The sequence below is a fragment of the Kitasatospora sp. NPDC051914 genome (assembly GCF_040680995.1).
Classification (GTDB): Bacteria; Actinomycetota; Actinomycetes; order Streptomycetales; family Streptomycetaceae; genus Kitasatospora.
In genome coordinates, this window is the sequence record NZ_JBFAXX010000018.1 from 18479 (window position 1) to 35288 (window position 16810).

Sequence of the window (16810 nt, forward strand, 5' to 3'; positions counted from 1 at the left end):
CCCCGGATTCAGTGGCCAGCCACGTAAATGTAGCACGGAGCCGTATGGCGGGCCAGGCGCGCCTGCGGCGCCGCTTCAACTTTTATGTTGCCGGCCACATGAATTCGGGGTACGTTTATGTGGTCAGCCACATAAACGGCTGGATCGACACCACCAAGGAGTGCACCGTGACCGCGTCACCGATCTCCCGCGCGCCGGCCCGTCCGCCGTACGACCCGGAGCTCGACGTGCTGCTCGCCAACAGCCCGCTGCCCACCACCATCACGGCGGAGATGATCGAGCCGCTACGCGCTGCTCCGTTCACCACGCCGATCGAGGACGTGCTCAGCACTCGCAACCTGGAGCACGAGGTCGTCACCGTCCCGGGTCCCGACGGCGCTCTGACCGCCTCTGTGTTCACCCCGCGCGGCAAGACCGCCCCGGGGGCGGGCATCTACTTCCTCCATGGCGGCGGCATGATCATCGGTGACCGGTTCACCGGTATCGCCAACATCCTCGATTGGGCCGAGGAGCACTGCGCCGTGGTCGTCTCCCTCGACTACCGGCTCGCTCCCGAGCATCCGGATCCGGCTCCGGTGGAGGATGCCTACGCCGGGTTCGTGTGGACTGCGGCCAATGCCGCCGAGTTCGGTATCGACCCGGACCGCATCCTGCTCGCCGGCACCTCCGCCGGCGGCGGGCTGGCCGCCGGCGTGGCCCTGCTGGCCCGGGACCGCCAGGGGCCCACCGCCCTGGCTCAGTTGCTGATGAGTCCGATGCTCGACGACCGGGACGAGACAGTATCCAGCGGCCAGTACTCCGGCACCGGCTCGTGGAGCCGCGAGAGCAACGACACCGGGTGGAACGCCCTGCTCGGCGAGCGGCGCAAGACCGACGCCGTGAGCATCTACGCCGCACCCGCCCGCGCCACCGACCTCTCCGGGCTGCCCCCGGCCTTCATCGACGTCGGCTCCGCCGAGGTGTTCCGCGACGAGGACGTTGCCTACGCCTCCCGCCTGTGGGCTTCCGGCGTCCAGGCCGAACTCCACGTCTGGGCGGGCGGCTTCCACATCTTCGACGGAGCCGCACCCACCGCGGCCGTGTCCGTCGCCGCGCTGGGCGTGCGGACCGCCTGGGTGCGGCGCACTCTCGTCGCCTGACACGGCGGAAGTGGGCCGAGGACGGTGATGCCGGGAACTTGCGGACCTCATCGTCCGGCCCTCACCGCCCGTACGGAAAGGGAACAACCCCATGAGCCTGGCCTATCTGGCCCAGCGCGACCAACAGCAGAGACTCGAGTGGATCGACGGAGGAATCTTCTCCGTGCTGCTCGACAAAGACGCGACGGAGGGGCGGCTGACCGTCGGCCGATTCGACGTGGTCAGGGGCGAGGCGCCGCCGTTCCACCTGCATACCCGCGAGGACGAGGTGTTCATGCTCATCAAGGGCACCGCCCTGGTGTGGTCCGGCGACGAGGAGACCGAGCTGCGCGAAGGAGGCATCGTCTACCTGCCGCGCAACGTCCCCCACTCCTACCGCATCACCTCCGACCGCGCGGACCTCCTCATGATCGCCACCCCGGGTGGCATCGAGGGCATGTTCCGCCACGCCGGTCGCGACCTCAGCTCCCCCCGGCCCGAAGGCTTCCGGATTCCCACGTCGCTCCTGGCCGAAGCGTCGGAGCTGTACGGCGGTGTCATCCTCGGGCCGCCGCGCTGACCGGCACCCACCGCGGCCCCGACGCACCGTCCACAACATCCCGAGCCGGGCACGCTCCGCAGCCTTCGAACACGTCAAACTCCGGGCTGCGCACCGGTGCCGACCTGAACACCGCCGATCCGGCCCTGGCGCCGTCGGCCGACGTGCCCGGTCGCGCGACGATCCAGGGCCGGTCCGGGCCCGGCGCGCCGTCTGTGCCCGGCGCCTGCCATAGCCCCCTCCGAACAGTAAAAAGGAGACAAACCGCCATGGAGACCATCGCTTTCGACCGCTTCGGTGGCCCCGAGGTCCTGCACCAGGGCGAGACGAGCATTCCCGAGCCCGGCCCCGGGCAGGTCCGCATCCGCGTCAAGGCTGCCGGGGTCAACCCGCTCGACGGAAAGATCCGTTCCGGCGCCCTCGAAGCCGTCTTCCCCACCACTCTGCCCGCCGTCCCCGGACTGGAGATCGCCGGCGTGGTGGACGCCCTGGGCGAAGGAGTGGACCACGTGGCGGTCGGCGACCACGTGCTGGGGTGGGCCGACACCGGTGGGTATGCCGAGTACGCCCTGGCCGCCACGGTCGCGCCCAAGCCCGCAACGCTCACCTGGGAACAGGCGGCCACCCTCCCCGTGGCGGGCGAGGCCGCCGAGCGCGTGCTGCGCATGCTCGACGTTGCGCCGGGGGAGACCGTGCTGATCCACGGCGCGGCCGGCGCCGTCGGCACTCTTGCGGTGCAGCTGGCCGCAGCCCGCGGTGCCCGCGTCATCGCCACCGCCGGGCCCGGTAACCAGGCATACCTGGCCTCGCTCGGCGCTGTCCCCACCGTCTACGGAGACGGCCTGGTCGAGAGGGTCCGGGCCCTGGCTCCCGAAGGGATCGACGCCGTATTCGACGTCGCGGGCAGGGGCGCGCTCCAGGACTCGATCGAACTGCGCGGCGGCACCGACCGCATCGTCACGATCGCCGACTTCTCGGCCGGGCAATTGGGGATCGCCTTCGCCGCCGGACCCCAGGAACGGTCCTCCGCCCACCTCGCGGCCCTGGCCGAGCAGGCCGCCGAGGGCGACCTCGTCACTACGGTCGCCGCCACCTACCCGCTGGCCGAGGCCGTCGCCGCGCAGCGGATCAGCGACGCGGGCCACGTGCGCGGCAAGATCGTTCTGACCGTCGCCTGAACGGGGCGGCACACCATGCCGGTTACACGCTGCGGCCGCCGCGCTCGCGCTCCATGGCGGGGCAAGTCCTGGAGGGGGCAGGTGCTCGACCGGTTGGCGGCCGGAGGCGCCTGATGAGCGGTCGGTGTCCTCGGGGGTCTCGGTCGGACGAACCCGCCACCGCCCGGCATCCCGCTCGGCACCAACCGCTCAACGATCGCCGCCGCCTGCGGGTGCGCGCCGGCAGGCCGCCAGCTACCGCCCGCGCGAGCGCGGACGCAGAGCGTCCGGACCTACCCGGCACCGCGCCCGGAGCAGAGACCGGACAGGTGTCCAAGCCGGCGGGGCGGCCGATGCCGCCCCGGGCGCGTCACGTTCGTGCCCGTTCCAGTCCCGTGCCGTGGGCATCGGACATCTCAAGTGCCCAGCCGGCCCCGCCGGGCATCTGCCGGCTCACTCGTCCGGGTGAGTCGCGGAACTATGTGAGGTTCTCATGCGCATTCTGTTTTCCGGTACCCCGGCCTTCGGGCACCTGCTGCCCATGCTGCCCCTGGCGAGGGCTGCTCGACGGGCCGGTCACGACACGGCATTCCTGACGCACCCGTCGATGGCCCGGGCGGTGGCCCCGGCGCCGGTCCTTCCGGCAGGGCCGACCGTCGATGCCGTCCTTGCCGAGGTGGTCCGCCGAACGGGGGCGGACGCCACCACCGACATGACTCCTGCGACCCCTGCCGAGTTCTTCGGCAGGGCCCGGGTCGACCTGGGAGCCGACGAGGCGCTGGCCGTGACGGCGGCATTCGGTCCCGACCTCGTCATCGTAGAGACGGCCGACTACCTGGGCCGCCTCGCCGCCGCCGCGAACGGCGTCCCGTGGGTGTCCCACGGTGTGGGGATCGCACTCGACCACGTGCTGGCCCGCGCCATGGATGAGGCCGCTGCGGGCCGATTCGCCGCACGTGGCCTCAGGGCGACGGAGCGTATCGCATCCATCGACCCGTGGCCGGACAGCCTCCAGCGGGATGACTGGAAGCCGTCACCCGACCGCATCGTCATTCGTCCCGAACCGTACGACAGCGATGATGCCGCCTCCTGGTCGACGCCTCGCTTTCCCGGCCGTGAGGACCGCCCCCGCGTCCTGGTCACCCTGGGGACGATCGTCGACGACGACGAAGTCCTCGCCACCATCGTGGCCTCCCTCGAGCCGCACGACGTCAATGTCGTCGTTGCAGTCAATCCCGCTGCCGACGTCGAAACCCTGCGGGTGGACCGCACCCGGGTGCGTCCCGTCGGCTTCGTTCCGATGAGGCGGCTCCTGGACGGGGTGGACGTCGTGGTCTCCGCCGGTGGCGCCGGCACCGTGTTGTCAGCACTGCGCACCGCCGTACCGATGGTGCTGCTCCCCATGGGTCTGGACAAGCCCTTGAACGCCGAGCGCGTGGCCAATGTGGGGGCTGCGGTTGTGGTGCACCGACCCGAGGAGATCGGTGATGCGGTGGCCGGTGTGCTGGGTGACCCGTCCTTCAGGACGGCGGCAGCGGCCATGGCCCGGCAGATGACGGACACGCAGTCCGCCGCCGAGGTGCTCCGTCAGGTACTGGTACGCATGCCGTAGGCCCTGCTCGCATCGTGCAGCGCTGTGACCTGCGCCCGGCAATGGCGCGAACGCTCGCGGCGGTGAAGGCCGGCACCGTTGGACGGTGCCGGCCAGTCCCGTGCGCCGGGTACTTCCACCGGGGCGGATTCCCTGTCAGGCGGTCGTCCGGTTGAACGGCGCCCACTCCTTGACGGCGAAGTGGCTGCCGGAGCGCTGGACCTCGGCGGCCCCGGCGCCGGGGAAATGGGCGGGCAGGACGAGGGCGTTGTGATCGGCGGCCCACTCCAGGACGCGATGCCGCGTCGCGCCGGCAGCCTTCGGGTCCTCGTCGAAGCAGGTGTGCAGATCGGTGTCAAGAATCTGGACCGGACTGTGCATCATGTCGCCGACGAACACGGCCGAGTCCGTCCCTGACTGCAGGGTGAGGACCGCGGAGCCGGGAGTGTGGCCGGGCTGCAGATCCAGCCGCAGATTGCTGTCGATGGTGTAACTGTCCTCCCACAGGACGGCCTGGCCGGCGTTGTGGACCGGCGCGACACTGTCCTCGAACATGTTCTGGTTACCCAGGTGCGCGGGAAGGCCGAACGCGACGGCCTTGCGGTCGGTTCCGTTGATCGGGTTCCAGAAGTCGAAGTCGGTCTTGCTGATCAGGTACGTCGCGTTGGGGAAGGTCGGTACCCACTCCCGGCCGGACAGGACGGTGTTCCACCCCACGTGGTCGGCGTGCACATGGGTGTTGACGACGACGTCGACGTCCTCCGGCCGGACCCCGGCCTTGGCGAGGCTGTCGAGGAAGCCGGTGTTCAGCCTGCTGAAGGCGGGGAAGTAGGGGCGTTCCTTGTCGTTGCCCACCCCGGTGTCGACCAGGACGGTCTTGCCCTGACTGCGAATCACCCAGGTCTGCATGTGCGCGCGGTACAGACCGGTATCGGGCTGCCAGAAGTCCGGTGCGAGCCAGGAGCGATTCTCGTCCCAGAGCTCGGGGGTGCTGTCGGGGACGATGTCCAGTGCGGGGGCGACCTCGCCCTGCCACTCGATGACGCGGGTGATGCTGACATCGCCCAAGGTGATGGTCCGGTCCATTGATGGTCCTCAGAGAGAAGCGGCGAAGACAGGGGATTTCCTGTCCGGCGCTCAAGTTAGTTTGGCCAGGGAGTCGTATCCATGCTTCAAAAGCGCACATCTATACGTCTACGTCTCGGGATCCAGGTGCCTGGATGAATGTCCGATGGCCGCTCCATAGAGTCGCGTCCGGACCCAGCAGGCGCCTTCTCGGGAGGAAGAGACACCATGGACGACCACCGGGCCACGAAAGTCGGCACATCCCACGGCACCGTCCGCGGTACGCGGCACCTCGGTGTTCATGCCTTCCGAGGGATCCCCTATGCGGGGCCCCTCGAAGGCGCCGCGCGGTTCGACCGTCCCACGCGGCCCCGGCGGTGGGCCGGTGTCCGCGACGCGATGGCCTTTGGACCCGTCGCTCCAGGTCCGCCGCCCGGTGGCCGGGTGAGCGGTCTGGATCTGGCGGCGCTGACCGGCGACGGCCGGAATTCGGGGCCCGAATACCTCACGGTGAACGTGTGGACACCGGATCCGGGCGCGCACGGACTGCCGGTGATGCTCTTCGTCCACGGCGGCGGCTTCGTCGCCGGTACCGGCGGGGCACCGTTGTACGACGGCACCACGTTCGCCCGCTCCGGTGTCGTCCTGGTGACGTGCAACTATCGGCTCGGTGTTCCCGGTTGGCTCCATCTGCCCGGTCGGCCGGACAACCGCGGCCTTCTCGACGTGCTGGCGGCGCTGACCTGGGTCCAGGACAACATCGCGGCGTTCGGCGGAGAGCCCGGCAACGTCACACTCTTCGGACAATCCGCCGGCGCCACCATCACCAGCGCGGTCCTCGCCCACCCGGCTGCCCGTCACCTGCTGCGTCGGTCGATCAGCCAGAGCGGCAACGCCCTTGGTGCCCTCACAGCCGAACAGGCGGACCGTGTAACTCATGCCCTCGCGCGGGAACTCGGCATCCGGCCCGACGCCGCCGACTTCGCCGACATTCCCGACGCGGGGCTGGTCGCCGCCGCAAGCCGAATCACCGGCCTCGACCTGGCCACAGCCACCCGCCCCGACCCCCTCCTGGGGCTCACACCCTTCGCCCCCGTCCTGAGCGCCGGGACCCTGGAACACCAGCCTGCGGAAGCCGTGGCGGCGGGGGCCGGCGCCACGGTCGACCTGCTGGTGGGCACCAACGCCGACGAGGCCGCCCTCTATCTCGCGCCCACCGGAGCCCTGGCCGCCACCACCGATCACGACCTGCTCGCACTGGCCGCTCGTATCGACGGTGACCCGAAAGGCGTGCTGCGCGAGCGCCGCGTGCGAGAACCCGACGCCTCACCCGCACGGCTGCGCACGGCCATCATGAGCGACCATCTGTTCGGCTCCGGCAGCCGGCGCCTGGCCGAGGCGCACGCCCGGCATCCGGCTTCCCGTACCTACACGTACGAGTTCACATGGCGCTCCGGTGCCTTCGAGGGTGCCCTCGGCGCCTGCCACTGCGTCGAGCTGCCCTTCGTCTTCAACCGGCCCGACCTGCCGTCACTGCGAGGCACACGGGCACTGCTCGGGCCGGGTCCGACCCCGGCGCAGGAAGCGGCCGCCGTCCATGCTGCCTGGGTCGATTTCGCGTCGACAGGTGATCCCGGAGCGGCACCGAGCGCGGGTACCGTCGCGGGGTTCCCGCTGCAGATCACACGTGTCACTGCTCCGGCCCGGTAACCCGCGCTTCTGCCCGGCAGAGGCACCGCACCGGGGCTGCGACTATGGGGTCCGAGGCCGTGGGCCACCTGCCCGCCGCTTGACCGTCCGCCCTGCCGGGCAGTTCGGTCAGCCGAGGGCAGGATCGCCTTGGGCGCCGGTGCGCGGCTGTCGCCAGTGTTTGCGGTAGCCCCCTGCGGCCTGGCCGTACTCGCGTTTGAACGCGTTGGCGAAGGCGAACTGCGATGAGTAGCCCACGCGCGAGGCGATGGAGGCGAGTGGCGCGTCGTCCTCTCTGAGCATGCGGGCAGCCGTGGCAAGCCGCCACCAGGTCAGGTAGGCAAGAGGAGGCTGCCCGACCAGGGACGTGAACCGGCGGGCGAAGGCTGCCCGCGAGAGGCCCACCTGCGCGCCGAGGTCCTGCACGGTCCAGGCCCGGGCAGGGTCCCGGTGCATGCACTGGAGCGCGCTCGCGATGGCCGGGTCCGCCAGTGCGGCCGGCCAGCCGCAACTGCCCGGCTCGACGGCCCGGTCCTCGGCGTAGGTGCGGATGATGTACACCAGCAGGAGGTCCAGCAATGCGGTGAGGGCGACGACGCCGCCGAGACGCGGCTGTTCGAGGTCTCCGCCGAGAAGGTCGACAGCCGCGCGCAGCGCCGGCCGGCGCCCGACGGACGCCGGGAGGTGCACGAGGTCGGGCATCTCCGCGAGAAGGGGGTGTGTGCGTTCCTGGTCGAGTTGGTAGGCCCCGCACAGCAGATCCGCCGACACCCTGTCAGGCAGGCTGTCGGCCGCGGCGGTGGCGTCTTCGATCGAGGGGGAACGCCGGAGTTCGTGGTGCAGTCCCCGCGGGATGCTGTCCCACTGCACCTCCGGGGTGTGGCTAAGGGCGTGCTCCGACCCGCGGGGCAGGAGGACGACGTCTCCCGTCCCGAGCGCTATCGGTTGTCCCTGAAGCGGGATCAGCCAGCATCCGCCGCGCAGCACCACATGGAATCCCGCCCCGGGAAAGGGACCGTGACGCTCGCTCCAGGGACCGGACTTGCGCTCGCGCGCGGTGAGCGGGTGCCCGGTGCGCATCAGGGTGATGACGTCACTCAACACATCCATGAGATGCAGCCTAACGGGTCTCTCAGGAGACTGTGCAGCAAAGGAATTCGGAGAACTATACGCAGAAATGTCGCCTCTGGTACCGAAACCGAGGGCCTGTCGCGAACGGCCTACGGCTCGGTCGTGGTGCGGTTGCCTTCCCGCCTGGTCCGGCGCTGGGTGTGTGCGGAGTGCGCCGTCGGCCAGCCCGGGGACGGTGCGGTCTCGTGCGCCGGACCGGTGAGGACGGCTCGCAGGACGCGTTCGGTCTGCAGGTCGGCGGCCTCGGGGCCGTCGAGGATCATGAGGCCGTCGGCGAGAAGGGTGGCGAGTCCGTGGTCGACGAATGATCGCCGACGTGCTTCTCGACGACTTGGCCGACGGACTCGCCCGCATGCGACGACCACCCGTCACCCTGCTTGACGGACATGCCGGGGGGCGTCGCCGAACTTGCGTCTTCGCAGCTCAGCTACGATGGCAGGGCGTTCGAATGTGAGACGGAGCCGTTTGGCTGGACCGGCCCTGTTCCGGCGCCTACAGCCGGCTGAACACGGAGATCAGTGTTTCGATCTCCTGCGCGGAGAGCTTGTCGGTGAGGTGGCGGCGTACCGCGGTGTCCAGGCCGGGGTGTACGGCGGTGATGGCCGTACGTCCGGAGTCGGTGAGGGTGACGGTGACACCGCCGGCGCGTTCGCGGGTGACGAGTCCACGCTTGCCCATGCGGGTGAGTTGGTGGGAGATGCGTGTGCGGTCCCAACCGAGTGACGCGGCGAGCTCGCTCTGGCGCAGGCTGCCTCCCGCCTTGTCGAGGTTGGCGAGGATCGTCAGGTCCGGTTCGGACAGGCCCGCAGCCTCGGCGGTGTCCGCGATCACGCGGGCTCGGACGACCTCGTGGGCGCGCTTGAAGGCGCTCCAGAAATCGACGGGCTCGCACGCGGCGTCGGTCATGGCCTCGTCCGGCGCGGCGGCCTCTCCGTTCGATGTTGACATATCAACGCGCCTTTTCTTAGTGTTGAGATGTCAACGCTAACAGGTGGCTGCGCCCTCAGCAGCCCCCTGCCGGCCGCGTCCACCCTTCTCGCCCCGCAGGAGACACCGTGCAGACCCGACCCCTCGGAGCCTGCGGCCCGCAGGTCCACCCTCTCGCACTGGGCTGCGCCGGCATGTCCGACCACACCGCCCCCGCCGACGAGGCCGACGCCATCGCCACGATCCGCACGGCCCTCGACGCCGGCGTCACCCTCCTCGATACCGCCGACTTCTACGGCATGGGCCACAACGAGGACCTCATCCGCCGTGCCCTGCGCGCCGGCGATCGCGAAAAGGCGCTGTTGAGCGTCAAGTTCGGCGGTCTGCGCGGCCCCGACGGATCCTTCATCGGCATCGAGGGCCGTCCCGCCCACGTGAAGAACGCGCTCGCCTACTCGCTGCGCCGCCTCGACACCGACCACGTCGACATCTACCGCTCCGCCCGCCTCGCCCCCGACGCCCCGATCGAGGACACGATCGGCGCCATCTCCGAGCTGGTCCAGGCCGGGTACGTGCGGCACATCGGGCTCTCCGAGGTGGGGCCCGAGACCATCCGCCGTGCCCACGCCGTGCACCCGATCTGCGATGTGCAGATCGAATACTCCCTGTTCAGCCGTGATCCCGAGGCCGATGGCACCCTGGACACCTGCCGCGAGTTGGGGATCGGCGTCACCGCCTACGGGGTCCTTGCACACGGCCTGCTCACCGGCACCTACCGGCAACCCGCCGGAGGTGACCCGCGCGCCCACTGGTTGCCCCGCTTCCACCCCGACAACCTTGCCACGAACCTCACCCTCGTCGAACGGCTGCGGCCGCTTGCCGACGCGCGCGGCATCAGCGTCGCGCAACTCGCCACCGCCTGGGTGGTGGCCCAGAGCCGTGAGCGCGGCACCATCGTGGCCATCCTGGGCACCCGCCGACCCCACCGCGTCGCGGAGGCCCTGGCCGCGACCGACGTCGCCCTGACCGACGCGGACCTCCGCACGATCGACGAGGCCGTCCCGGCCGATGCGGTGGCTGGAACCCGCTACGCCGCACCCCTCATGGCTCTGCTGGACAACGAACGCGGCCCGAATCCGCCTGCAAGCGCACGGAACCGACCGCCGACGGCCGGCCGGACTTCGCGGCTTCCACGACATGGTCTCCGTCGGCATGCTCGGTGAAACCGGGCCGGAAGTTCCGCGGCACCTGCAACACCGCCGTGTCCTTCACGTCCATCTGCGGCATCACCCGCTGACCCACACACTCCGATCCCGTGCCCACCGGGCGCGGGTCTCCTGCCTCGGCGCCCTGCTCGACACACGGCCCTGCTTCCTATGACGGGGCCCTGTGGTCGGTCACTCCCTCACCGGGTCCATGGCCACTGTGAGCGACGCCGGTGCCCCATCTGACAGAGAACAGGCTGCGAATCATGAACACATCTGAGTCACTGCTCACCGAGCTGGTCCGGTCCGAGAAGCCGATCGGAGTGGGGATCATCGGACTCGGGGCGCACGGCAGCTGGGCCGAGCGCTCTCACCTGCCGGCCCTGCGCGCCGTCCCGGGTTACGAGCTGAAGGCCTTGAGCGCGAGTTCGAAACAGTCGGCGGAGCGCTCCGGACAGAAGCACGGTGTCTCTCGAACCTTCGGGACGGCGGCCGAACTGGCTGCCTGCGATGAGGTGGACCTCGTGGTCGTGGCAGTGAAGGTGCCGCGCCACCGGGAACTGGTGCAGACGGCGCTGAGCGCCGGCAAGAGCGTGCTGTGCGAGTGGCCGCTGGGCAACGGGCTCGCGGAGGCCGAGGACATGGCGCGGCAAGCGCGCAGCCGCGCTGTGCCGACCGTCGTCGGACTCCAGGCACGGTCGCATCCGGCCCTGGCTTATGCACGGGATCTCGTGGCCGACGGCTACGTGGGGGAGGTGCTGTCCACTACGGTCGTCGGCTCCGGCGGTGCCTGGGGCGCCACCGTCGGCCCCGGCGATCACTACGTGCTCGACGCCGCCAACGGCGCGACACTGCTGACCATTCCTTTCAGCCACACCCTCGACGGACTCGCGTCCGTCCTGGGAGAGCCCGAGGAACTGCGGATCCAACTGGTGTCGCGGCGTACGTCGGCCGTGGACACCGAGAGCGGACAGCCCGTGCCCATGACCGCCGCAGACCAGGTGGTGGCCTCGGGGCGGCTGCCGGGCGGCGCGGTGGTCACCTTCCACTACCGCGGAGGCACGTCCCGGGGCACCAACTTCCGCTGGGAGATCAACGGCACCGAGGGCGACCTCGTCCTCACCGCCCCGATCGGCCATCTCCAGCTCAGCCCGGTCACCCTCGAAGGCGGCCGCGGAACCTTCCCCGGACTCGCTCCCCTGACGGTGCCGGAATCGTATGTTCACGTCCCGCAACTGGACCCCCGAGCCGACGCGCCGCTCTACGCGGTCGCTCACGCCTACCAGCAGTTCCTGGACGACCTGCGCGAGGGCACGTCAGCGGTGCCCGATTTCGCGCACGGCGCCGCCCGGCACCGCAGCATCGAATCCGCCGTGACGACAGCCTGACCGGACGTGCCGGCCTCGGCCCGCCCACCAGTGGACTGCCGGACGAAGCCGGAGCATCGCGCGGATTTCGGACTCCGTCGGTGCCTTTCGGTTGAGGGGCCCGGTGATCTGGAGTTTCGGCCTGCAGCAGTCCGCCAAGCCCTTTGGTGGTACGGGGGTCGGGGCCGGCCGTTCGGCGTCGAGGCACTGCCGGGAGGTGTGGGTGGAGCTGGAACTGCTGACGCTGCTCGACGAGCGCGAGGAGACGGCCCGCGCCCGGTCGGAGGAGCGGCGCGTTCAACCGGCGGCGCTGCACGAGCAGATCGGGCGTGCCGGGGACAGGCCGTCCAGGCCGGCAGTCACCGGGGACTTCTCGCGGTGGTGCGGCCGTCGGTCACATGGTCGGGATGTTGCAGATCCATCCGATGCGGGCCGGGATCCAGGGTGCTGTGCCCGTACGCGGCCCTCCGTTCCCTTGCCCCGCGGGTCAGTGCCCCGGCGGTGCGGTGGTGGCCCGTTCGACGAGCCGGGTCGGGACCAGCGTGGTGCCCCGCTCCGCCGTCTGGTTGCGGATCTGTTGCAGCACGCCCTGGACGCACCGCCGTCCGACCTCGCCGAAGTCCTGGTGGACAGTGGTCAGCGGGGGGATGAAGTTGGAGGCCTCAGCGACGTCGTCGAAGCCGACCACGCTGACGTCCTGCGGGACACGCCGGGCGCGCTCGTGGAGGGCGCGCAGCAGGCCGAGGGCCATCTGGTCGTTGGCGGCGAAGACGGCGGTGCAGTCGGGCCGGTCGGCCAGGAGCAGACCGGCGCGGTAGCCGGACTCGGCGGACCAGTCGCCTCGGACGATGTCCGGAATGGTGGCGCCGGCCTCCTCGAGTGCGGAGCGCCAGGCGTCGGCGCGGCGCTGGGCGGCGAAGGATCCCTCCGGGCCCGCCAGGTGCCACACGGTGCGGTGGCCGAGGCCGAGCAGGTGCTGGACGGCCATCCGTGCGCCCTCGCGCTGGTCGGTGTCGACCACGCTGTACCGATCGCCCGCGTCGGAGTCGGCGACGACGACCTGGATGTGCGGCGGCAGTGAGAGGGAGGCGGTGTCGAGGAGGTGGACCTCCATGATCACGATGATGCCGTCGACGGCGAGCTCGCCGAGCCTGGTGAAGGCGCCGCGCACGCCGGTCTGGGTGGGTACGGCGACCGGCATGAGGGTGATGGCGTAGCCCTCCTCCGCGGCCGCTTCGGTGATGGCCTCCAGGGTGCGGACGTTGCCGGTCGTCGAGAGGGTGAACAGGATGACGCCGAGTGTTCGGAACTCGCCGGCCTTCAGGGCGCGGGCGGCGCTGTTGGGCCGGTAACCCAGCTCCTTCATCACCGCCAGGACCCGCTGGCGGGTCTCCTCGACCACACCGGGGCTGCCGTTCGAGACCCGCGAGACGGTCTGCGAGGAGACACCCGCGAGGCGGGCGACATCCGCCATCGAGACGCCTCGTCGCCGCCTGCGCCCACCCTCCGCGCCGTCCGCGGCAGCTCCGGGTGCCGCCGACGCTTCTGCCGTGCTCACGAATCCCCCTCAGGGTCTGTTCCGGTCCACCCGCCACGCCGCGAAAGAGCGGACCGAGGTTACCTCTTGACGCTCGTCGGGCGGCGGTGTCAACATCACGCTAATCCAATGTTTACGTAAACGTCCAGGATTCGCGGCGCTCGATGTTTACGTAAACATCGCCGCCCCCGCCCACCCGCACCCTCCACCACAGGACAGCCATGACGATCACTTCACCACCCGCCGCTGCGGGTCGCGCAGCAGGACTGCGCGGGCGAAGCAGGCGCGGCCTGGTCGGCTGGGGCTTCATCGGGCCGTTCCTGGCCGTCTTCGCCCTGGTCTTCCTCGCGCCCATCGGGTACTCGATCCACCTCAGCCTGTTCCAGAACCGGCTCATCGGCGGCAACAGCTTCGTCGGGTTCGACCACTACCGACAGGCGTTCGAGGATCCCCGGTTCTGGTCCGGCTTCGGGAGGGTGGCGCTGTTCCTGGCCGTCCAGGTCCCGGTCATGCTGGGCATCGCCCTGCTGATCGCCCTGGCCCTGGACAGCGGACGGCTCTACGGCAAGGGCTTCTTCCGGATCACCGTGTTCCTGCCCTACGCGGTACCGGCGGTGGTCGCCACGCTGATGTGGGGCTTTCTCTACGGCACCCGCTTCGGTCTGGTCGGGGACATCGACCGCGCCTTCGGCATCTCGGTGCCCGACCCGCTGTCACCGGACCTGGTACTCGTCGGCATCGGCAACATCGTGACCTGGGAGTTCGTGGGCTACAACATGCTCATCTTCTACTCGGCGCTGCGCGTCGTCCCCCGCTCCCTCTACGAGGCGGCCGAGATCGACGGCGCCGGTCCCTGGCGGGTCATCACCGCGATCAAGCTCCCGGCCATCCGCGGCGCGCTGGTCATCGCCACCATCTTCTCGATCATCGGCAGCTTCCAGTTGTTCAACGAGCCCAGCATCCTCAAGAGCCTGGCACCCAACGCCATCAGCACCTACTACACGCCGAACCTCTACACCTACTCGCTGTCCTTCTCCGGACAGCAGCAGAACTACGCCGCCACCGTGGCGATCGTCATGGGCGTCCTCACCATGATCGTCGCCTACGTCTTCCAGTTGCGCGGCATGCGAAAGGAGGCGTGAGCGATGCCGCGAACCCCTCGCCGACGGCACTCGGTCGACCGCCCGGCCCGTAGCCTGTCACTCACCCTCCTCACCGGCCTGGTGCTCGTCTACACGCTGGTGCCGCTGATCTGGCTGCTGATCAGTGCGACCAAGACCCAGCAGGACCTGCTCGGCTCCCCGGGCATCTGGTTCAGCGGCCGCTTCGCGCTGTGGGACAACATCCGGCAGACGCTCACCTACGGGGACGGCATCTTCGGCCGCTGGCTGCTCAACACCCTGCTCTACGTGGCGCTCGGCGCGGGCGGTGCCACCCTGCTCGCCGCGCTCGGCGGCTACGGCCTGGCGAAGTTCCACTTCCCGGGCAAACGGATCGTGTTCGCCGTGGTGATCGGCGCCGTGGCCGTGCCGGCCACCGCCCTGGCCGTCCCCACGTTCCTGATGTTCAGCAAGATGGGTCTGACCGACACGCCCTGGGCCGTCATCGTCCCGTCGCTGATCTCCCCGTTCGGGCTCTACCTGATGTGGGTGTTCGCCTCCGAGGCCGTCCCGGACGAGCTGCTGGAAGCCGCGCGCGTCGACGGATCGGGCGAGTTGCGCACCTTCTTCCGCATCGGTCTTCCGCTGCTCGCCCCGGGCATCGTCACCGTGCTCCTGTTCACCGTGGTCGCGACCTGGAACAACTACTTCCTGCCGCTGATCATGATCAAGGATCCGGACTGGTACCCGCTCACGCTCGGCCTCAACGCCTGGAACGACCAGGCGGCCACCGCCGGCGGCCAACCCGTGTTCAACCTGGTGATCACCGGATCCCTGCTCACCATCCTCCCGCTGATCGCGGCGTTCCTGCTGCTCCAGCGGTACTGGCAGTCCGGTCTCGCTGCGGGAAGCGTCAAGGAGTGACCGGCACCAGGCCCTCCACCCCCGGCTCAACCTCTCTCCGCCCAAACCACGAATCGGAGTAACCCCTGTGAGAACCAGCGCAATTCGCCACTCGCTCCGCGGCCTCGGCCTGGTCTGCGCGGCCGCGCTCGCCCTCTCCGCCTGCAGCAGCAGTTCCACCTCGTCCGGCGAAGGCGGCGGTCCGGTCTCCGCGGCCGGCCTGGACGCGGCCCTGGACAAGGGCGGCACGATCACCGTGTGGGCCTGGGAGCCCACCCTCAAGCAGGTTGTCACCGACTTCCAGGCCAAGTACCCCAAGGTGCACGTCAATCTGGTCAACGCGGGCACCGGCGACAAGCAGTACACCGCCCTGCAGAATGCGGTCCAGGCCGGCAAGGGCGCGCCCGACGTCGCCCAGATCGAGTACTACGCGCTGGGCCAGTTCGCGCTCGGCAAGTCCTTGCAGGACCTGTCCAAGTACGGGGCCTCCGACCTCTCCAAGCAGTTCTCGCCCGGCCCGTGGAGCGCCGTCAGCGGCAACGGCGGCGTGTACGCGCTGCCCATGGACTCCGGGCCGATGGCCCTCTTCTACAACAAGAAGGTCTTCGACCAGTACCAGCTCAAGGTGCCCACCACCTGGGACGAGTACGTCGAGGACGCCCGCAAGCTCCACGCCGCCAACCCGAACGCCTACATCACCAACGACTCCGGTGACGCCGGCTTCACCACCAGCATGATCTGGCAGGCGGGCGGCCACCCGTACAAGGTGGACGGCACCAAGGTGTCCGTCGACTTCACCGACCCCGGCAGCACCAAGTTCGCCGACACCTGGCAGCGGCTGCTCTCCGACCACCTGGTCGCCCCCGTCACCTCCTGGAGCGACCAGTGGTACAAGGGCCTGGGCGACGGCACCATCGCCACCCTCGCGATCGGGGCCTGGATGCCCGCCAACCTCGCCTCCGGCGTTCCCTCGGCCTCGGGCGACTGGCGGGTCGCCCCGCTGCCGCAGTGGCAGCAGGGCCAGACCGCCAGTGCCGAGAACGGCGGCAGCTCACTCGCGGTCATGAAGGCCGGCACGAACCAGGACCTCGCGTACGCGTTCCTGAAGTTCGCGAACGCCGGAGACGGCGTGCAGGCCCGGATCAAGGGCGGTGCCTTCCCCGCCACCACGGCCGACCTCAACTCGCAGGCCTTCCTGGACGCCCCGTTCCCCTACTTCGGCGGCCAGCAGGCCAACAAGATCTTCTCCGACTCCGCGAAGAACGCGGTGGCCGGCTGGCAGTACCTGCCGTACCAGGTCTACGCCAACTCGATCTTCAACGACACGGTCGGCAAGGCCTACGTGTCCAACAGCACCCTGTCCTCCGGCCTCAAGGCCTGGCAGGACGCCTCCCTCAAGTACGGCGGCGAGCAGGGATTCAGCACCAGCAAGTAAGGCCGGCCGAACGCCCGGCGGCGCGC

General features: G+C 69.9%; 15 protein-coding genes. 11 read left to right on the top strand and 4 right to left on the bottom strand.

Annotation, left to right across the window (positions count from 1 at the left end):
• Nucleotides 1-44: 44 nt before the first annotated feature.
• The 4 genes from AB0M03_RS14090 (at nucleotide 45) to AB0M03_RS14105 (ending at nucleotide 4446) form a co-directional block, all read left to right on the top strand.
• The gene (locus AB0M03_RS14090; RefSeq protein WP_363491658.1) at nucleotides 45-1139 is read left to right on the top strand and encodes an alpha/beta hydrolase; all 1095 of its coding nucleotides are present in this window, start codon (nucleotides 45-47) and stop codon (nucleotides 1137-1139) included.
• A gap of 91 nt (nucleotides 1140-1230) precedes the next feature.
• Nucleotides 1231-1698 carry a cupin domain-containing protein gene (locus tag AB0M03_RS14095; protein ID WP_363491659.1) on the top strand — a complete coding sequence of 156 codons (468 nt, stop codon included), beginning with the start codon at nucleotides 1231-1233 and terminating at the stop codon, nucleotides 1696-1698.
• A gap of 248 nt (nucleotides 1699-1946) precedes the next feature.
• A complete protein-coding gene (locus AB0M03_RS14100) occupies nucleotides 1947-2855 on the top strand; it encodes an NADP-dependent oxidoreductase (protein ID WP_363491660.1) in 909 nt (302 codons plus the stop codon).
• 472 nt (nucleotides 2856-3327) lie between these two features.
• A complete protein-coding gene (locus AB0M03_RS14105; protein ID WP_363491661.1) occupies nucleotides 3328-4446 on the top strand; it encodes a glycosyltransferase in 1119 nt (372 codons plus the stop codon).
• 135 nt (nucleotides 4447-4581) lie between these two features.
• Here the strand turns inward: AB0M03_RS14105 and AB0M03_RS14110 are convergent, their stop codons facing one another.
• Complete coding sequence (locus tag AB0M03_RS14110; RefSeq protein ID WP_363491662.1) at nucleotides 4582-5511, bottom strand: MBL fold metallo-hydrolase; 930 nt, start codon at nucleotides 5509-5511, stop codon at nucleotides 4582-4584.
• A gap of 207 nt (nucleotides 5512-5718) precedes the next feature.
• On the opposite strand from AB0M03_RS14110, the gene AB0M03_RS14115 reads away from it, so the two are divergent.
• A complete protein-coding gene (locus tag AB0M03_RS14115) occupies nucleotides 5719-7200 on the top strand; it encodes a carboxylesterase family protein (protein WP_363491663.1) in 1482 nt (493 codons plus the stop codon).
• 108 nt (nucleotides 7201-7308) lie between these two features.
• Here the strand turns inward: AB0M03_RS14115 and AB0M03_RS14120 are convergent, their stop codons facing one another.
• A complete protein-coding gene (locus AB0M03_RS14120; RefSeq protein WP_363491664.1) occupies nucleotides 7309-8289 on the bottom strand; it encodes an AraC family transcriptional regulator in 981 nt (326 codons plus the stop codon).
• 206 nt (nucleotides 8290-8495) lie between these two features.
• Between AB0M03_RS14120 and AB0M03_RS14125 the strand changes: the two genes are divergently transcribed.
• Nucleotides 8496-8618, top strand: coding sequence for a hypothetical protein (locus AB0M03_RS14125; protein ID WP_363491665.1), 123 nt, complete (start codon nucleotides 8496-8498; stop codon nucleotides 8616-8618).
• Nucleotides 8619-8802: 184 nt separating this feature from the next.
• Here the strand turns inward: AB0M03_RS14125 and AB0M03_RS14130 are convergent, their stop codons facing one another.
• Nucleotides 8803-9216: a MarR family winged helix-turn-helix transcriptional regulator gene (locus AB0M03_RS14130; protein ID WP_363491785.1), complete on the bottom strand. Its 414-nt coding sequence runs from the start codon at nucleotides 9214-9216 to the stop codon at nucleotides 8803-8805.
• A 149-nt stretch (nucleotides 9217-9365) separates the two neighbouring features.
• Between AB0M03_RS14130 and AB0M03_RS14135 the strand changes: the two genes are divergently transcribed.
• Both AB0M03_RS14135 and AB0M03_RS14140 read left to right on the top strand, forming a co-directional pair.
• Nucleotides 9366-10460, top strand: a complete 1095-nt coding sequence (locus AB0M03_RS14135; protein WP_363491666.1) for an aldo/keto reductase — start codon at nucleotides 9366-9368, stop codon at nucleotides 10458-10460.
• Between the two features lie 248 nt (nucleotides 10461-10708).
• Nucleotides 10709-11830 (top strand): Gfo/Idh/MocA family oxidoreductase, encoded by a 1122-nt coding sequence (locus AB0M03_RS14140; protein ID WP_363491667.1) that lies wholly within the window; start codon nucleotides 10709-10711, stop codon nucleotides 11828-11830.
• 466 nt (nucleotides 11831-12296) lie between these two features.
• On the opposite strand, the gene AB0M03_RS14145 is transcribed toward AB0M03_RS14140, so the two are convergent.
• Nucleotides 12297-13283, bottom strand: a complete 987-nt coding sequence (locus AB0M03_RS14145) for a LacI family DNA-binding transcriptional regulator (protein WP_363491668.1) — start codon at nucleotides 13281-13283, stop codon at nucleotides 12297-12299.
• A gap of 284 nt (nucleotides 13284-13567) precedes the next feature.
• Here AB0M03_RS14145 and AB0M03_RS14150 point away from each other — a divergent pair, with 284 nt between their 5' ends.
• The 3 genes from AB0M03_RS14150 (at nucleotide 13568) to AB0M03_RS14160 (ending at nucleotide 16784) form a co-directional block, all read left to right on the top strand.
• Nucleotides 13568-14488: a sugar ABC transporter permease gene (locus tag AB0M03_RS14150; RefSeq protein WP_363491669.1), complete on the top strand. Its 921-nt coding sequence runs from the start codon at nucleotides 13568-13570 to the stop codon at nucleotides 14486-14488.
• Between the two features lie 3 nt (nucleotides 14489-14491).
• A complete protein-coding gene (locus tag AB0M03_RS14155; RefSeq protein ID WP_363491670.1) occupies nucleotides 14492-15370 on the top strand; it encodes a carbohydrate ABC transporter permease in 879 nt (292 codons plus the stop codon).
• 67 nt (nucleotides 15371-15437) lie between these two features.
• Complete coding sequence (locus AB0M03_RS14160; protein ID WP_363491672.1) at nucleotides 15438-16784, top strand: sugar ABC transporter substrate-binding protein; 1347 nt, start codon at nucleotides 15438-15440, stop codon at nucleotides 16782-16784.
• The last annotated feature ends 26 nt before the right edge of the window (nucleotides 16785-16810 follow it).